Annotated in this window: 17 protein-coding genes; 4 read left to right on the forward strand and 13 right to left on the reverse strand. The window is 65.5% G+C overall.

Annotated features, from left to right (window positions below; all coding sequences use genetic code 11):
• Positions 1 to 610 precede the first annotated feature (610 nt).
• The 3 genes from hfq to ACV7JP_RS16390 are packed head-to-tail and all read left to right on the forward strand — an operon-like array spanning position 611 to position 2,555.
• Positions 611 to 874, forward strand: a complete 264-nt coding sequence (gene hfq, locus ACV7JP_RS16380) for an RNA chaperone Hfq (protein ID WP_457796713.1) — start codon at positions 611 to 613, stop codon at positions 872 to 874.
• Positions 875 to 879: 5 nt separating this feature from the next.
• Positions 880 to 2,232 carry a GTPase HflX gene (gene hflX / locus ACV7JP_RS16385; protein ID WP_457796714.1) on the forward strand — a complete coding sequence of 451 codons (1,353 nt, stop codon included), beginning with the start codon at positions 880 to 882 and terminating at the stop codon, positions 2,230 to 2,232.
• Between the two features lie 2 nt (positions 2,233 to 2,234).
• Entirely contained in the window at positions 2,235 to 2,555 is a 321-nt protein-coding gene (locus tag ACV7JP_RS16390; RefSeq protein ID WP_457796715.1) for a DMT family transporter, read from the forward strand.
• Between the two features lie 30 nt (positions 2,556 to 2,585).
• Here the strand turns inward: ACV7JP_RS16390 and ACV7JP_RS16395 are convergent, their stop codons facing one another.
• The 10 genes from ACV7JP_RS16395 to ACV7JP_RS16440 all read right to left on the reverse strand — a co-directional run bounded on the left by ACV7JP_RS16395 (position 2,586) and on the right by ACV7JP_RS16440 (position 12,233).
• Positions 2,586 to 3,134, reverse strand: coding sequence for a cytochrome b (locus ACV7JP_RS16395; protein ID WP_457796716.1), 549 nt, complete (start codon positions 3,132 to 3,134; stop codon positions 2,586 to 2,588).
• A gap of 92 nt (positions 3,135 to 3,226) precedes the next feature.
• On the reverse strand, positions 3,227 to 4,036 hold the full coding sequence (mazG, locus tag ACV7JP_RS16400; RefSeq protein ID WP_457796717.1) for a nucleoside triphosphate pyrophosphohydrolase: 810 nt from the start codon (positions 4,034 to 4,036) through the stop codon (positions 3,227 to 3,229).
• 78 nt (positions 4,037 to 4,114) lie between these two features.
• Positions 4,115 to 4,789: a cold-shock protein gene (locus ACV7JP_RS16405; RefSeq protein ID WP_457796718.1), complete on the reverse strand. Its 675-nt coding sequence runs from the start codon at positions 4,787 to 4,789 to the stop codon at positions 4,115 to 4,117.
• Positions 4,790 to 5,395: 606 nt separating this feature from the next.
• A complete protein-coding gene (locus ACV7JP_RS16410; RefSeq protein ID WP_457796719.1) occupies positions 5,396 to 6,349 on the reverse strand; it encodes an alpha/beta fold hydrolase in 954 nt (317 codons plus the stop codon).
• Positions 6,350 to 6,381: 32 nt separating this feature from the next.
• Entirely contained in the window at positions 6,382 to 7,176 is a 795-nt protein-coding gene (locus ACV7JP_RS16415) for an MBL fold metallo-hydrolase (RefSeq protein WP_457796720.1), read from the reverse strand.
• On the reverse strand, positions 7,173 to 7,964 hold the full coding sequence (locus tag ACV7JP_RS16420; protein ID WP_457796721.1) for a TatD family hydrolase: 792 nt from the start codon (positions 7,962 to 7,964) through the stop codon (positions 7,173 to 7,175). The genes ACV7JP_RS16415 and ACV7JP_RS16420 overlap by 4 nt, the downstream gene beginning before the upstream one ends.
• 149 nt (positions 7,965 to 8,113) lie before the next feature.
• Entirely contained in the window at positions 8,114 to 10,243 is a 2,130-nt protein-coding gene (locus tag ACV7JP_RS16425; protein ID WP_457796722.1) for a putative bifunctional diguanylate cyclase/phosphodiesterase, read from the reverse strand.
• A 226-nt stretch (positions 10,244 to 10,469) separates the two neighbouring features.
• Positions 10,470 to 10,883, reverse strand: coding sequence for a hypothetical protein (locus ACV7JP_RS16430; protein ID WP_457796723.1), 414 nt, complete (start codon positions 10,881 to 10,883; stop codon positions 10,470 to 10,472).
• A gap of 61 nt (positions 10,884 to 10,944) precedes the next feature.
• Positions 10,945 to 11,424 carry a hypothetical protein gene (locus ACV7JP_RS16435; protein ID WP_457796724.1) on the reverse strand — a complete coding sequence of 160 codons (480 nt, stop codon included), beginning with the start codon at positions 11,422 to 11,424 and terminating at the stop codon, positions 10,945 to 10,947.
• Complete coding sequence (locus ACV7JP_RS16440) at positions 11,421 to 12,233, reverse strand: class I SAM-dependent methyltransferase (protein WP_457796725.1); 813 nt, start codon at positions 12,231 to 12,233, stop codon at positions 11,421 to 11,423. The genes ACV7JP_RS16435 and ACV7JP_RS16440 overlap by 4 nt, the downstream gene beginning before the upstream one ends.
• A gap of 157 nt (positions 12,234 to 12,390) precedes the next feature.
• Here ACV7JP_RS16440 and ACV7JP_RS16445 point away from each other — a divergent pair, with 157 nt between their 5' ends.
• Entirely contained in the window at positions 12,391 to 12,768 is a 378-nt protein-coding gene (locus ACV7JP_RS16445) for a VOC family protein (protein ID WP_457796726.1), read from the forward strand.
• Between the two features lie 250 nt (positions 12,769 to 13,018).
• Here ACV7JP_RS16445 and metG read toward each other — a convergent pair whose 3' ends face one another.
• From metG to ACV7JP_RS16460, 3 genes are all read right to left on the reverse strand, one after another.
• The gene (metG, locus tag ACV7JP_RS16450) at positions 13,019 to 14,578 is read right to left on the reverse strand and encodes a methionine--tRNA ligase (RefSeq protein WP_457796727.1); all 1,560 of its coding nucleotides are present in this window, start codon (positions 14,576 to 14,578) and stop codon (positions 13,019 to 13,021) included.
• The gene (locus ACV7JP_RS16455; RefSeq protein WP_457796728.1) at positions 14,575 to 15,597 is read right to left on the reverse strand and encodes a hypothetical protein; all 1,023 of its coding nucleotides are present in this window, start codon (positions 15,595 to 15,597) and stop codon (positions 14,575 to 14,577) included. Before ACV7JP_RS16455 ends, metG begins: the two co-directional genes overlap by 4 nt.
• Positions 15,598 to 15,816: 219 nt before the next feature.
• Entirely contained in the window at positions 15,817 to 16,542 is a 726-nt protein-coding gene (locus ACV7JP_RS16460) for a hypothetical protein (RefSeq protein ID WP_457796729.1), read from the reverse strand.
• Positions 16,543 to 16,586 lie beyond the last annotated feature (44 nt).

Below are 16,586 nucleotides of genomic sequence, written 5' to 3' on the forward strand. Positions count from 1 at the left end.
GAGTTGAGTTGCTTTCGCCGCATGCCGAGCTTATGCCTGCTCCCCGCGTCCTGGGCGGCGAGCGAAGCCGCCCTGGGCGCGCCCGTTGATCCGCGGTTGGCGATGCGTTTCCGTCTGATCGCTTCGCGGATGCTCACAACGTCATTGCGAGCCGAAGGCGAAGCAATCCGGAGGCAGTGATGTGGCCCTGGATTGCTTCGCTCCGCTCGCAATGACGGGGCGCGAATGATAGGCGGAAACGGCCGCGCCGCGGCGATATCGTCTCGCGAGGCCGATCGAGGGCGTTTTCCCCCGCGAGTTGGAGGCGGGCTGTTTTGGCGACGCTCTCGTTGCGGACGCCCGCGAAGCGGGCGCCATTCGTCCCCCGGCCAGGCTGATTGCTCAATTCAAGGTTGCGCCCGTGAGCCCGTCCGAAAGGGACGTCTCCGATGGCCGCGGGGCGTCCGGTTGGTCAACTTTTGGCGCCGCTAAGTGGCGGGCGCCGCGACTTCCGCCTTGCGCTCGGACATGCGAAGGGCTCTAATGAGCGCCAGCGGCGGCCAATCAAAAATCATAACCGCGGGGGCGGCTCAAACCGCTCGGCTCAATCAAGAAAAGAACAGGACAGCCGATGTCGTCGGAGCGTTCGCAAAACCTTCAGGATACATTTCTCAATTTCGTCAGGAAAAACAAGGTTCCGCTCACCATCTTCCTCGTCAATGGCGTAAAGCTGCAGGGCATTGTCACCTGGTTCGACAATTTCTGCCTGCTTCTGCGCCGGGACGGCCACTCGCAACTGGTCTATAAGCACGCCATATCCACAATCATGCCGGGCCACCCGATCCAGATGTTCGAGCCCAGCGACGACGAAGGGCCATCGGAGAAGCAACGGTAAGCGGCTTGAACGACGATCTTGCAGGAGAAGAACGCGCGCTCGGCGAGGGCGGGACGCGCGCGATCGTGGTCGGGCCTTACCCATCGAAGGGCGCCGCATCGCTCTCGCGCAACCCGGAAGCGCGCCTCGCGGAGGCCGTCGGCCTCGCCCAAGCCATAGATCTCGATATTGTCGGCGAGATTCCGGTTGCTTTGAACGATGTTCGACCAGCGACCTATCTCGGCAAGGGCAAGGTCGAGGAGATTGGCGAGACCGTGAAGGCGTCGGAAGCCGGCCTTGTCAGCATGGATTGCCAGCTCTCGCCCGTACAGCAGCGCAATCTCGAAAAGGCCTGGAACGCCAAGGTCATCGACCGGACCGGGCTGATTTTGGAGATATTCGGCCAGCGCGCCCGCACCAAGGAGGGCGCGCTGCAAGTGGAGCTCGCCCATCTCGCCTATCAGAAATCGCGCCTCGTGCGATCCTGGACCCATCTCGAACGCCAGCGCGGCGGCTTCGGCTTTCTGGGCGGCCCCGGCGAGACCCAGATCGAGACCGACCGCCGCCTCATCGAGGAGCGCATGCGCCGCATCGAGCACGATCTCGACAAGGTGAAGCGCACGCGTGGCCTGCACCGCAAGACGCGGCGCGAGGTTCCCTATCCGGTCGTCGCCCTCGTCGGCTATACCAATGCCGGAAAATCAACGCTTTTCAATCGGTTGACCAAGGCGGAGGTGCTCGCGCAGGACATGCTCTTCGCGACGCTCGATCCGACGCTGCGCCAGATCCGCCTGCCGCACGGCGCCCGCGTGCTGCTTTCGGACACGGTGGGCTTCATCTCCGACCTGCCGACCATGCTCGTTTCCGCCTTCCGCGCCACGCTGGAGGAGGTGACGCTTGCCGACGTGATCCTGCATGTCCGCGACGTCTCCCATGAGGATTCCGAAGCCCAGGCGCGCGATGTCGAGGCGATCCTGGAGGAGCTGGGCCTCAAGGGCGAGGCCGAGGGCCGCACGATCGAAGTCTGGAACAAGATCGACTCGCTCGATCGCGAACGGCTCGACGCCCTGCGCGTGGCGGGCCGCGGCTATGATCCGCGGCGGCGGCCGGCGCTCGTCTCGGCGCTGACGGGCGAGGGGCTCGACGATCTCTTGGCGCGCATCGAGAATATCCTGGCCGAGAGCCGCATGACCCTGGCGCTGGAACTGCCGCCCGAGGACGGGCAGGGGCTCGCCTGGCTCCACGCCCATGCCGAAGTGCTGTCCCGGGAGACGCGGGACGATGGCGGCTCGCGCCTCGTGGTTCGCGTCGCGCCGGAGCGTTTCGACGAGGTGAAGCGGCGCTATAGCGCGGCCGCGCCGGAGGGGCGGACCGGCTAGCCATGCATTGGTTCTATCTCGCCATCGCAATCTTCTCCGAGGTCGCGGGCTCCTCGGCGCTGCCGGCCGCCCAGGGATTCCGCAACCCCTTGCCGTCGCTCGTGGTCGTGGCCGGCTACGTGACCGCCTTTTACTTCCTCTCGCTGACGCTGGAGGCTATTCCGCTCGGCGTGGCCTATGCCGTGTGGTCCGGGGTCGGCCTTGCGCTGATCTCGCTGGCCGGCTGGATTTTCTACCGCCAGACGCTGGGCGCTGTGGAAATCGCGGGCATTCTGCTGATCGGCCTCGGCGTCGTCGTTCTGAAAATCGGCGGCGGGCGTTAGACCGCTGCGATCGGGCGTCTCTCAGGCCGCCTAACTCGCGAGGAACGGGGGCAGCATGCGCTTCAGCGTTCTGTCCTTCAGCAGAAAATGATGCGCCAGCGCGGCCGCCGCGTGCGTGATCGCGAGCAGCGCCAGAATATGCGCGAGCAATTCGTGGATTTCCTTGGAATAATGCTTTAGCTCGCGATTTTTGGGCCAAGGCGAGGGGATGTCCGCGATTCCGAACAAGGGAAGCGGCTCGCCGCCATGGAACAAGGTCACCAGTCCGACGACCGGAACCGCGATCAGCAAGGCGTAGAGGGCCAGATGGACGGCTTTCGCCGCGAATGCGCCGAAGCCCGTGAGCTCAAGTGGCGGGGCAGGGGTCGCGAAGCGCCAGGCGACGCGCAGGAGGAGGAGCGACAGGACCAACTGGCCGAAGATGATATGCAGGAATTCGCCCATATGGCGGATCGAGCCCTTGGGGAGCTCGTCGCCGAGCACGCCGAGCGTCCAGGCCGCCGCGACGAAAAGAACCGTCAGCCAGTGAAAGGCCTGCGCCGGCGCGCTGTAACGGGACATGGTCGCGACGTCGGACATGGCGGCCTCCATGAGGGGCGGGCAAGGTGGCGCCGGGCGGCGATTAAATCAAGGCGTCGTCTCGTCGCGCCAGGGCGGAGGCGGTCATGCCCTTACCCCTTCCGGCTTTTCTCCAGCCGCTTCGCTTCCACCCATAGCGCCTCCATCTCGTCGAGAGAGGCGGCCTCGGCCGACGAGCCCATTTCCGCCAGGCGGCGCTCGATATGATGGAAGCGGCGCTCGAATTTGGCGTTGGCGCCGCGCAGCGCCTGCTCGGGGTCGACTTTGGCGTGGCGGGCGAGGTTGGAGACGACGAAAAGCAGATCGCCGATCTCTTCCTCCAGCGCCTTGGCGTCGATGTCGGGATTGGCCAGCTCGGCCGCAACCTCCTCCGTCTCCTCGCGAATCTTGCCCATCACATGGGCTGCGTCATTCCAGTCGAAGCCGACCTTGGAGGCCTTTTGCTGAAGCTTCACGGCGCGGGTGAGCGCGGGCAAAGCGAGCGGAACGCCGTCGAGGAGACTTGCCGGCGCGGGGGCGCCTTTGGCGGCTTTCTCCGCCGCCTTGATCTCGTTCCACTGCACGGTCACGCCTTCGGCCGTCCTGGCGTCGCCGTCGCCAAAGACATGCGGATGGCGGCGGACGAGCTTTTCGCAGATCGCGTCGACCACGTCGGGAAAGGCGAAGGCTTCCTGCTCCTGGGCCATCCGCGAATGGAAGACGACCTGCAGCAGAAGGTCGCCGAGCTCGTCCCTCAGCTCGCCCAGATCGCCGAGCTCGATCGCTTCGGCGACCTCATAGGCCTCCTCGATCGTGTAGGGCGCGATGGAGCGGAAGTCCTGATCGAGATCCCAGGGGCAGCCCGTGCCGGGCGTGCGCAGCGCCGCCATGATCTCGATGAGACGCGTAATGTCGCCGGACATTAAAGTCGGACCCTTCCCGCAAAAAAAAACGCCGCGCTCCCTTGGAAACGCGGCGTCCGAACTCAGAGCGCTCAGCGATCAGTCGAGCGTGATGGACAGCGCCTCGCGGCCCTTGGCGGTGTCGACGACCTGCATGGTCACCGGCTGGCCTTCCAGCAGGCGCTGCACGCCCGAGGGGCCGAGGATCGAGATATGGACGAAGACGTCCTTGCCGCCGTCATTCGACTGAACGAAGCCGAAGCCCTTGGTCTCGTCGAACCACTTGACCTTCCCGGAAACCGGCACGGCGGTCGACGGATCGGGCGCCTGGCGGCGGGGCCGGGGACCGTCGAAGCCGCCACCGCCGCCACCGCCGCGCGGAGGAGGCGGCGCGCGCTCGGCGGCGCCGGCGAGGTCGACGTCGAGAATGCGCTGGACCTGCTGGCCCTTGACCGAGCTGGTGACGACGACCTGCAGCTTCGCGCCTGGCGGCAGCGTGTCATAACCGGCGGACTGAACGGCGCCGATATGCAGGAAGGCGTCGCCCGTGCCATTGGCGAGCTCGACGAAGCCGAAGCCTTTATCCGGCTTGAACCATTTCACGATGGCGTCGACGGCGGGCTCATTGCCCATCATCGGGGGCGCCGCATCGGGGAACCCGCCCCCGAAAGGCGACCTCGGGGGTCGACTCGGCCGCGGCGCGTCATAGCCGTACGGCGCGTCGTCATCGAACCCGCGCTTGCGGGGTCCCCGGAAATCTCTACCTTTGCTCATGTTTACCTGCTCGTCTCCGCCAAAAACGGCAAGACTTTTATGCCAAACGCGTGCGCCCATGCAGAACCGTTCGGGCGCGAAAAATACGCCCGCTCGGAAAAGATGGGATGTTGCCAGTTGAATGCCATATAGTCCCGCGCACCAGCGGTTTTAGCAGATATCGGGCCGTTCTGGCCAGAGATTTTCGTGGGCCCATCGAAAAAACCCAAGAAACGCCACAGTCCGGCCAGGCTTACGTTGGCGTCCTCCTTGCTTTTCAAGGCGTTTTGCCTTTGCGGCGCGCCTTTCCCAAAAATGGGGTCGGCCCTTCGGCTTTCCTTGCGGCGGCGGCAGGAGAGTGGCCGATCGCCGTTTCGCGGCGGACAAAAGCGTCCTCCCGGCGGCGTCTTTGATCCAAAGCCGACATTCCGCCATGGCGGATATTGAGCGGGGACGCGTCGGCCTATTATTCGCATAATCGATATTATGGAACCAAAATTCATTTGGCGGGCGCGCGGGACGGCAAGGCTTGCAAGCGCGTTCTCACGCTAACACGCCCTTGCGCCATGGGCGCCGATTTCTCGAAACATGGAAAATTTGCCGCGAATTTGTGGAGCCGGCGCCGTGTCAGCCCACCAGAAATCGCTCGATCTGCGCGCAGAAAAAGTCCGGGACCTCTTCGGCGACGAAGTGGCCGCTGTCCTCGGCGATCACGGCGGTCAAGCTGGTTGTTCGCGGCCTCAGCGCCTCCGCGAGCTTCGGCCCGACGCCGTAGCGTCCTGCGATCGCCAGGACAGGCATTTCGAGCTTGCGGCTTTCGAAGGACGCGACCAGCGCGGCGTCGTCCAAAAGAGCGCGATAATAAGCGAATCCGGCGGTCATCCCGCCGGGCGACGCGTAATGGCGGGCAAATTCGGAAATCGCGGCTTCCGAGACGGCGTCCTTCTTATGGGACCAGGCGCGAATCTGGGCGGCGATATAATCCCGCTCCCGCCCGCGCGTCAGCATTTCCGGGATGTCGGGAGCCATATGAAAGCCGTAGTGCCAAGCCCCGCCCCGCCGAGCGTCCATGTTTTCCGTCCCCGGAACGAGACAGTCGACCAGGACGAGCCTATCGACCTTCTCGGGGTGCAGATGGGCCATCACGAAGGCGGCTTTGCCGCCCATATCGTGGCCGACGACATGGGCGCGGCCGCCGGCGACATCGGCGATCAGCGCGGCAATGTCGGCCGCGATCGTCTGCTTGTCGTAGCCGGCCGGCGTTCTCTCCGACAGTCCGAGCCCTCTGAGATCGAGCGCAACGCATCTGAAACGGGAGGAAAGCCGCTCCATGGCTCCGCGCCAGGCGAACCAGGTTTGCGGCCAGCCGTGCAGCAGGATCACGGTCGGACCCGACCCGGCGGCCACATAATGCAGCCTCACGCCGTTGATCCGCGCAAAATGGCTCGTTCCGCCTGGCGGCGGCGGCGACTCCGTCAGGGTTTCCGGAACGGAAGGCTCGCCGGCGGCGCCCGCGGGCGCCGATTGGAAAAGAATGGCTTGCGCGCCTGCGACGAGAAATGCGCGCCGCTCGGTTTTCATGGCTTCAAACCCTTCCTCGAAACTACTCAAAGTTACGTCTCGATTCGCAGCCCGTCATAGGCCGGCTCGACATTGGCCGGCAGCACGGCGGCGAGCGCGTCGTAATCCAGATCGACATGGAGGTCCGTCAGCACCGCGCGCCTCGGCCGGTAGAAGTCGATGAAGGCCAGCGCCTGTTCGACCGAGAGATGCGTGCCGTGGCGCTGCCAGCGCAGCGCGTCGATGATCCAGAGGTCGAGGCCTTCCAGAAAGCGAGAGCTCTCGGGCGGGATGGCGTTGAGGTCCGGCGTATAGGCGACGTCGCCGAAGCGGAAGCCGAGCGCGTCCATGTCGCCATGGTCGAGCCGGAACGGCGTCGCCTCGATCGGCCCGCCGGGGCCCTCGATCGTCACGGGGCGGCCCGGATGCAGCCGGCGCTCGGTCATCAGCGGCGGGTAGTAGCTGCCCGGCGGCGTGACGAAGACGTAGCCGAATTTCTGCGTGACCTCGCGCGCCGTCGGCTCGTCCATATAGGCCGGGATGCGCCGGCCGCTCTGGATCACGAGCCCGCGCAGGTCGTCAACGCCATGCGTATGGTCGGCGTGCGGATGCGTGTAGAACACCGCGTCGAGGCGCGTGACGTCGGCGGCGAGGAGCTGCTCGCGCAGATCCGGGCCGGTGTCGACCAAGACCTGCGTCGAGGCTTCGCGATCGCCGCGCGTCACGAGGATCGAGCAGCGGCGGCGGCGGTTCCTCGGATTGTTCGGATTGCATTGCCCCCAGCCCTGCGCGACGCGCGGCACGCCGCCCGAAGACGCGCAGCCCAATATCGTGACGGCGAGCGTCAAGCCGCCTGCTCCAGCGGCGGCATTTTCGAAAAGAGCCGCAGGGCGTTCTCGGTCGTCGCGCGCGCAAGCTCGGACTCGGAGACGCCCTTGATCTCGGCAAGGAGCCGCGCCGTGTCGACCACATAGGCCGGTTCGTTGCGCTTGCCGCGATGCGGGACGGGGGCCAGGAATGGCGCGTCGGTCTCGACCAGCATCCGCGCCAGCGGAACGGCCCTGGCGGTCTCGCGCAGCTCCGCCGAGTTCTTGAAGGTCACGACGCCCGAGAAGGAAATATAGAGGCCGAGCTCGATCGCGGTTTCGGCCAGCGCGCGGCTCGAGGTGAAGCAATGGAGCAGGGCCGGAAAGGCGCCCTTCCCCATTTCCTCGGCGAGGATCGCGGCGCAATCCTCGTCGGCGTCGCGCGTGTGGATCACGAGCGGCAGCCCGGTCTCGCGCGCGGCCTCGATATGGGTGCGGAAGACGCGCTGCGAGACCTCGCGCGGCGCGCGGTCGTAATGATAGTCGAGCCCCGCCTCGCCGAGGCCCACGCATTTCGGATGCCGCGAAAGCGTCGTCAGCTCCTCGACCGTGGGCTCCGCCTCCTCATGCGAATGATGCGGATGGACGCCGACGGTGAAGAACACGTCCGGATAAGCCTCGGCCACCGCCTTCACGCGGTCGAAGCGCGACAGATGCGTGGAGATGGTGATCATCCGCCCGACGCCCCGCGCCTTTGCGCGCGCGACGATCTCCGCCTGCTCCGGCGCGAAATCGGGGAAGTCGAGATGGCAATGCGTGTCGATGAGCATCGGTTGCGGTCCATGAACGGCGACATGAGCGAGCGACCGTCGCCCGCGGCTCCGCCGAACCGGCTGTGCCTGATGACCTGACGACGATCGGGGGCGTTGCCGGATATATGGCATGGCCCTTATCGGCTATCAACGCGGCGGGCTCCCGGTCAGGCGGCGATCTTTCCCTTGCCGACCTCCATCAGCGCGCGCAGCTCGTTGGCCGGCCGCGCCTGCGAGAAATAATACCCCTGCCCTTCATTGCAGCCGATGGCGACGAGGTAGCGCAATTGCTCGGAATCCTCGACGCCTTCGGCCGTCACGCGCATGCCGAGGCGCGAGCCGAGCGTGACGATCGCGTCGACGATGGCCTGGGACGCCGGCTCGGCCCCGATCGCCTGCACGAAGCCGCGGTCGATCTTGATCTTGTCGAAGGGGAAGCTGCGCAGATAGGTCAGCGAGGAGAAGCCCGTGCCGAAATCGTCGAGCGAAATGGCGACGCCGAGCGAGCGCAGGGCGGTCAATGTCGCGAGGGTCGTCTCGGCGCGCTCCATCAGCAGGGATTCGGTGATCTCGATCTCGAGACGCCGCGGCGAGAGGCCGGAGCGCTCGAGAGCCTTCGCGATCGTTGCGAAAATATTGGTCTGCCGGAACTGGATGGGCGAGACGTTGACCGCCACCCTCACCTCCTCCGGCCATAAGGCGGCGTCCGCACAGGCCTGCTGAAGCACGAATTCGCCGATTCCCGAGATCAGCGGCGATTGCTCCGCGAAGGGAATGAACGCGCCCGGCGGGACCACGCCGCGCGTCGGGTGGCGCCAGCGGACGAGCGCCTCCATCGTGCGCACCTGGCCGCTTCGCAAATCGACGATCGGCTGATAGTGAACCAGAAGCTCTTTTCGCGCCAGCGCCTCGCGCAGCTCGCCTTCGAGCCGGGCGCGGGCGCGCGAGGCCTCGTCAAGGGCGGGCTCGAAGAAGGAGCACATGCCCCGGCCCCGGCTTTTCGAAGCGTAGAGCGCGAGATCGGCCTGGCGCAGAAGCGTCTCGGCGGATAGGGAGTCTCGCGGCGCGCGGGCGACCCCGATGCTGGCGCCGACGACGATCGTCTGTCCGTCGACCTCGAAGGGGCGGGCGAGGCGCGCGAGAAGGCCGTCGGCGAATTGGTCGATCGAGGCCTCGTCGACGCGGCCGCGATAAAGAATGGCGAATTCGTCGCCGCCAAGCCTCGTGACGACGTCCTGAGCCCCCGCCGCCTCCAGGAGACGCAGAGACGCGGCCTGCAGCACGCGGTCGCCCACCGAATGGCCGAGCGTATCGTTCACCTGCTTGAAATAGTCGAGATCGACGAGGAGGAGGGCAAGCTCCGCCGCCTTGGCCAGCGCGCTTTCCAGGCTTTCTCGGAAGGCCTCGCGGTTCGGCAGATTGGTGAGCGGGTCGTGGCGCGCCATGAAGGCGATGCGCGCCTCCGCCCTGTTGCGCTCGGTCGTATCGACCGCCGCCGCCAGAACGGCCGGCTGGCTTTCGTAGACGAATTTTCGCCAATAGATCTGCACGTCGATCTTGGAGCCGTCGGCGCGGAAATGCCTGTCGGATTTTTCGGCGGCGTCGAGATGGACGCCGCCGCTCTCCGTCACCTCGCCGAAGTCCATGCCGACCAGCGCCTCCCGGCCATAGCCGTAATGGGAGACGGTCGCGTCATTGACGGCGAGAATGCGATGCGAGGCCTCGTCGAGGACGAACATCGGGATCGGATTGCTCTCGAACAGCAACCGGAAGGATTCCTCCCGGGCCTTCATGTCGGTAATGTCGATGCGCAAGCCGATCGTGCAGTCGTTCGGCAGGCGGCGCTCGTCGATCATGATCCAGCGGCCATTGGCGAGCTGCTGTTCGTGCCGCTCGCCGGGATTGGCGAGGCGGCGCATGCGCTCCTCGATCCATTGCGCCTCCCGCCCGGCCGCCTCGGGGTAGTCGCCGCGCGCCACCCCTTCCCGCAGCGTGTCGACCATTCGCACGCCGACGCGAAAGAGATCGGCGCTGCGCGCATAGATTTTCGCATAGCTGCGGTTCCAATGGATGTAGCGCCCCTCCGGGTCGAGCAGGACGACGCCCTCGGGAAGCTCGTCCATCGCCGCGCGCAGAAGGTCGCCCGCCTGCTCCGCCGCCCGAGCCCGGCTTTTTGCGCGGCGTGATTCGATCGCGACGGCGAGCGGGCGTCCGAAGCGGTCGAGGCTGCGCAGGGAAATCAGAAGCGACTTGCCGAAGCCCAGCGCCCGCCGCGCGTAAGTGGTTGCCGCGATCATCGAAAATCCCCAGATGGCGGGGGCCATCCTGATCGCGGCGCGGTTAAGCGAATGTCAACGTTCCGGCTTTTGCCGGCCGCGATCGAAACAATCCTAAATATTTGTTTCAATGACTATTTTTCAGACGGCGACCGCGGAAATCCTCGGCGCCGTGCCTGTTCGCGCGTCGGCTTCCGCCAATGGAATAATCGCCTCAGGCGCAGGAAAATCTCTTCATTTTCCGAAGTTATCGCATCGAGGCCCGCCAGTCGCCGCGCGCGCAGAGGATGCTGTTGGAGGACCATCCGCCGGCCCCGCTCCCGCCATTCACCTGGCCGGTCACCGTGGCGGTGACGCCGAGCAGCTTGAGGATGAAGGAGACCACGCCGTCAGGGCCGATCCGGCCCGAGGCGGCGGCGGGGATGCCCGTGAGCTTCGTCACCTGCCCGTCCCGGACGAGGGCGACGATCCGCTTGCTCTTGATGGGGCAGAAGAAACTGGAGGTCGTGGCGTCGATGATCCAGACGCCGTCATAGGCCGGCGGAGATGCGGCGGCGCGGGCCGGACTCGCGGGCGCGAGGCCCATTTGCGCGATGGCGAGCAGGGCCGCCGCCGCGTGAATTCCGCGATTGCCGGATGCGCCGCGCATGAGCTTCTTCACGTCGGTGTCGCCGTCCTGGCGTCGCCCCCGGGCGGTTAGATAGCCCCTCCGGCGCCCCGCGTCACCGGCAATCGTCCACGCCCCTGCCCCCGCGCAACGACGCGGCGACATGGGCGACGATGGGATCGAAGGCCTGCCTCCGGGCGGCGGGATAGTCCAGATAGACGCTGTTCCAGACCTTTGCGCCGCAGGAAAGCAGCGATTTCCGATAAAAGATGCGATCGCCCTTTCGGCCGGAGGCGACCAGCCAATCCCTGCCCCGGCGCCGATAGTCGATCGTCTCGCCGGGCGACGGCCGGAGCCTCACGCCGAATTCCTCATCTTGGGAAAGAACGGAATAGCCGCCGAAAATCCGGATTTCGGCGGCTCCGTCGGGCGAGGCGAAAACGCGCCCGTCGCTATTCCCCGGCTCCGGCCCCATGCGCCAGCCCGCCGGAACGTCGGCGGTCGTCCCGAAACGGTCATTGCGATAGGTCTGCCAGGAGGCGGCCGTAGCGGCCGTGGCCGCCGCCGTGAGGATCGCCGCGAGCAGAGCCCTCATATCCGCGCCGCCTCGAACAGAATCGCCTGCATCGGCAGCTTCGCGGGCGCGCCGAACTCCTCGGTCAGCCGCGCCGCCAGCGCCTCGACGACCGTCTCGGGCGCGACGCGGCCGCGCGCCCGGATCTGGTCGATCAAAGGATTGCCGAAGACGAGCCCTTTCGCGAAGGCGGCGGCATCCGCGACCTCGTGCACGCGCGGGAGCACGGAGATGACGATATGCGCGAAGCCCGCCGCGATAAGCGACTCTTTCGTGGGGTCGGTCTCCGGGCAGGAGAAAGGCGTCTGGAGGAATTTCGGCGGATCTTCGGGGAAGAAGCGCTCGATGACCTCGAGACCGATGCGCGCGAAGGGATTGTAGCGCGCCGCGTCCCAGACGCTGAAGAGATAGCGGCCATGGGGCTTCAGCAGACGCCGGGCCTCGCGATGGGCGGCGTCCTTGTCGGGGAAAAACATCAGGCCGAACTGGCAGACGACGGCGTCGAAGGTCTGGTCCACGAAGGGAAGCACGAGCGCGTCGGCCGCCTCGAAGCTCACCTGCTCGTCCGGGCGAAACTTCTCCCGCGCCACGCTCAGCATGGGCGCGTTAAGGTCCGTCGCCGTCAGCCGCGTCTCGGGCCGCAGCGCGTCGCGGAGCTTCCGCGTGACGATCCCCGTTCCCGCCGCGATTTCCAGCACGTCATGCGGCGCCCGCAGGGCCGCGCGCCGCGCGATGTCGGCCGCGTAACCCTCGAAGATGACGGGGCCGAGGCCCAAATCGTAGTGGCGCGGTATGTCGCCGATGAAGCGGGCGGGGTCGGAAGCGCTCATGCCGACAATGTAGCGGCTCGCCCGATTGAAAGCGAATTGAACATCTCGCCGCTCGTCTACGGCCCGCCGGCGGCAGCGCTCGGCGGCGCGACCTGCGAAGCTCGTGACCGCGCCGCGCCCCGGCGCCATTTGACGCGGAAGCCAAGAAATATAAGGAATGACGATGACCATCGTGCTCAACCACACAATCGTGGCGGCGAAGAACAAGCGGGACGCCGCGCGCTGGTTCGCGCATATCTTCGGCTTGCCGTTCGACGAGGCGGCGGCCACGCATTTCGCGCCGGTCCGGGTCAACGACACGCTGACGCTGCTTTTTGACGACGAGCCGAACTTCCAGCCTGGTCATTACGCCTTCCATGTCAGCGACGCCGAATTCGAGGCGATCTTCGGCCGGGTGAAGGCGAGCGGCCTGAAATTTGGCAGCGCGCCAGGCAATTTCGAGGACGGCAAGCTCAACCACTGGAATGGCGGCCGCGGGGTCTATTTCAGGAGCCCCGACGGCCATGTGCTGGAATTGATGACGATGGCGCAGTGAGGCGACGCCTCATATTGTTCGTTTCGCGCCGTCGAGCGGGGCTCCCTCAGCATACCCGCGCTTGTCCGGATATCCACGCGCCTTGCAGCGCTCGCACAACGTCCCAGCGTGGATGGCCGGGACAGGCCCGGCCATGACGAGCCCTTGAATTGGGCGCCATCTCTCCCCCCGTCATGCCCGCGCTTGTCGCGGGCGTCCAGCCAGGATGTTGACGAGCGCAGCGGAGTGAGGGTGCGGGCGGCGAAGCTTATCAGGCCCCCTCCTCCGTCTCCACATACCGCGGAAACACCGGTGTGGGCGGCGGCAGCGGCGCGCCTTCCTGCAGCGCATTGGCCTCGCCGGCATGGGCGAAATCGCGCTCGTCCGGCGCGACGCCGAGCGAGTCGAGGAACTTGCCGGCCGCGTCCGGAATGAAGGGTTGCAGGGGGATCACGAGGCGGCGGAGCGTTTCCGCCGTGACATAGAGGATCGTCTCCATGCGGGTGGGGTCGGTCTTCTTCTTCGCCCAGGGCTCCTCGCCCGCGAAATAGCGGTTCGCTTCAGCCACGACGCGGAAAATCTCCGCCAGCGCATGATGCGGCTGATAGGCGCCCATCGCCGCCCGCGCCTTCTCCAGCACACCCGCCGCCTGCGCGAGAATGTCCCGGTCGGCCTCCGTCAGCTCGCCTTTCTTCGGCACGACCCCGTCGCAGTTCTTGGCGATCATGGAAAGCGAGCGCTGCGCCAGATTGCCGAGATCATTGGCGAGGTCGGCGTTCATGCGCATGACGATCGCCTCATGCGAATAATTGCCGTCCTGTCCGAAGGGCACCTCGCGCAGGAAGAAGTAGCGCATCTGGTCGACGCCGTAGCGGTCGATCAGCTCCTGCGGGCCGACGACATTGCCGAGCGATTTCGACATCTTCTCGCCGCGCGAGAACAGAAAGCCATGCACCACGATCTGCTTCGGAAGCGGCGCGCCGGCCGACATCAGGAAGGCCGGCCAATAAATGGCGTGAAAACGGGTGATGTCCTTGCCGATGACATGGGCGTCGGCCGGCCAGTAGCGCGCCTTCTCGCCGCCCGTGAGCCAGCCGGTCGCGGTGATGTAGTTCGTCAGCGCGTCGACCCAGACATACATGACGTGGTCCGCGCCCGTCTCGGGGCTCGGCGGGATCTTGATCCCCCAGTCGAAAGTCGTGCGCGACACCGAGAGATCGTCGAGCCCGCGCTTCACGAAAGCGACGATCTCGTTTTTGTAATGCTCCGGCGTGATGAAGTCCGGGTTGGACTCGTAGAGGGCGAGAAGCTTGCCGGCATAGGCCGAAAGCCTGAAGAACCAGCTCTCCTCCTCCACCCATTCGACCGGCGTGCCGGTCGGCGCGTATTTCCTGCCCTCGCGCTCGGTCAGCTCGTCCTCGGCGTAATAGGCCTCGTCGCGCACGGAATACCAGCCGGCGTATTTCGAAAGGTAAATGTCGCCATTCGCCTCCATGCGCCGCCACATTTCGAGCGCCGCCTCCTTGTGGCGCGCCTGCGTCGTGCGCACAATGTCGGCGGCCCGCGCGTTCAACGCCTCGCCCATGCGCGCGAATTGCGCGGCGATTCCGTCCACGAATTGCTGCGGGGTCACGCCCTCCTTCTCGGCCGTGCGCTGCACCTTCTGCCCATGCTCGTCCATGCCGGTGATGAACAGCACGTTATAGCCGTCAAGCCGCTTCCAGCGCGCGAAGGCGTCGGTCGCGATGCGTTCATAGGCGTGGCCGATATGGGGCGCGCCATTCGCGTAAGGAATGGCGGTCGTGATCATGTAGGTGGGGCGGTCGCTCATGGCGCTGATCTAGCGTTCTTTCGCGGCGCGGGGAAGACGGCGCGACGGTCAAGGCGGAATAAGCGGGTTGGGTCGCAAGCATAAGCGCCGTCGTAGTGCGGCCCGGGACGGCGGAAGGGGGCTCCGTCGCCGAAGGGGTCGTGATCCCACAGCCATGAGATTTGCGCCGCCCCCGCCCCGCCGCCGATGAGCGCCCAGGGCGAGCCGAGCTGGTCGGGCGCGACATAGAGCGTTCCGCTCGCGCGCAGCACCGCCACGGGGAGATCGCCCAGCCAGACCGTCTCCTGAATGCGCGCGCCGGTCCCGTCATATTCGCCGATCAGATGCGCGTTTTCGTCATAGACATAGACGACGCGTCCGCCCGGCGTCGTCGAATCGGTCTTCGAGACCCGTAAGCCAAGGCCGTTGATCCCGTAACTCGCCGGGAGCGCGCCGGTCAGCGACTGCGCGAGGCGATTCTTGGCGTCGTAGGCGAAGCTGTATGTCGCCGACGGCATGTAATGCGAAACGATGTTGCCGGAGGCGTCGTAAGCGAAGCTCTCATACCAGCTTCCCCACAGCCATTGCAGCCGGTTGCTCGACGGATCGTAGCCATAGGTGAAGGACTGCGCGCTTGGCGCATTGGTCGAGAAGCTCCTGCGATTGCCGTTGGCGTCGTAGGAATAGCTCTGCGTCGTCGCGCCGCTCGCATAGCCGGTCAGCCGGTCGAGCGCGTCATAGGAGAAGCTCTTCGCCGGCAGGCGGGTCTCAGTCATGCCGACGATGCGGCCCGCCGCGTCATAGCTGGGCGCGCGCGTGCGGCTTCCTGCCGCCGTGGCGAAGGAAATCCCCGTCAGTCGGCTGTTGGCGTCATAGGCGCGGCTATAGGTCGCGCCGTTGGCGGCCGTCCAGCCAGACACGACGTTCGAGCCGCGATAGGAGACCGCGGAAATCAGCGGCTGGCCGTTGAGGGTCAGGCCGCTCACCCGCCCGGCGGCGTCATAGGCGTAGGAAACGACCGCGCCCGACGGATAGGTCACGCCCGACGCGCGGCCAGCGGCGTCATAGGCATAACCAACCGTCTTCGAAATCCCGCCCGTCGCCTGCGTCGCGGAGACAACCCGCTTCAGCGCGTCATAGCCATAGGTCAGCGAGCCGGTGGCGTCCGTGATCGAGGTCAGCTTGCCGGCGGCGTTGGCGCTCGAAGCGCCTTAATGCCGCGCCTTGTCTAGCTCGTTGGCGATGAGGCGACGCCGCCGCTATGGACAGGGCTTCTCGAAATCATCCGGCCACACCGGAGCCTTGGCCCAAAAGGCTTCGATCTCGGCGCGGGCTTCGAGCTTGTAATAAGGTGGGACGGCTGTATCGCTATATCCGTTTATCGGAGCTAAATCCTCTTCCGGCTTCCTAAAAATAATTTTGTCCATGCGGAATCGTTCGAGGATGTCTTTCGCCCGATCGGTGCAGATGGGATAATTCACAAGAGGCCACACGATGAAGAAATCGGAGCCATCCCAGCGGGCCTGTCTTACGGCTTCGCCTCGAATGATTCCATCTTGATATTCGCGTTGCCCGCAGCCGCGGCAGCGCCACAGCAATTTACATCCCGCCGATGGCTGGGCGACTCCGCCGAAGCCGTTGATCCAGAGCTCTCCGAAATCGTTGCTGACCGTTCCGTCAGCGAAGGAGACGGTGGCAGGATTCATTGTCCACCCGGTCAGCCCCGCCTCTTCCAGCGCTTCGAAAACGCGGCGCGTAAAAACGAAGGAGCTCCTGGGGGTAGCGAAAGCATCCTGGGATCGGTCGAGCGGCGACATACCCTCCAATTCTGGCTCTTCACGAAACATCGCTGGACCCCAACGACGCGCCAAGACGCCATGATTTGGGTCAAGTGGACAAATCTTGTGTTTCTCGTAATAACCGATTTCATTGTCCCACAGTTCGCAGTCACGCCGCATATAGCGCTCTCGGAGCAACCAGAACATCAGTTTTTCCTGTCGTTGCCGGGCAAAGCCGGGGACCATATTAT

The sequence above is a fragment of the Methylocystis sp. S23 genome (genome assembly GCF_054106005.1).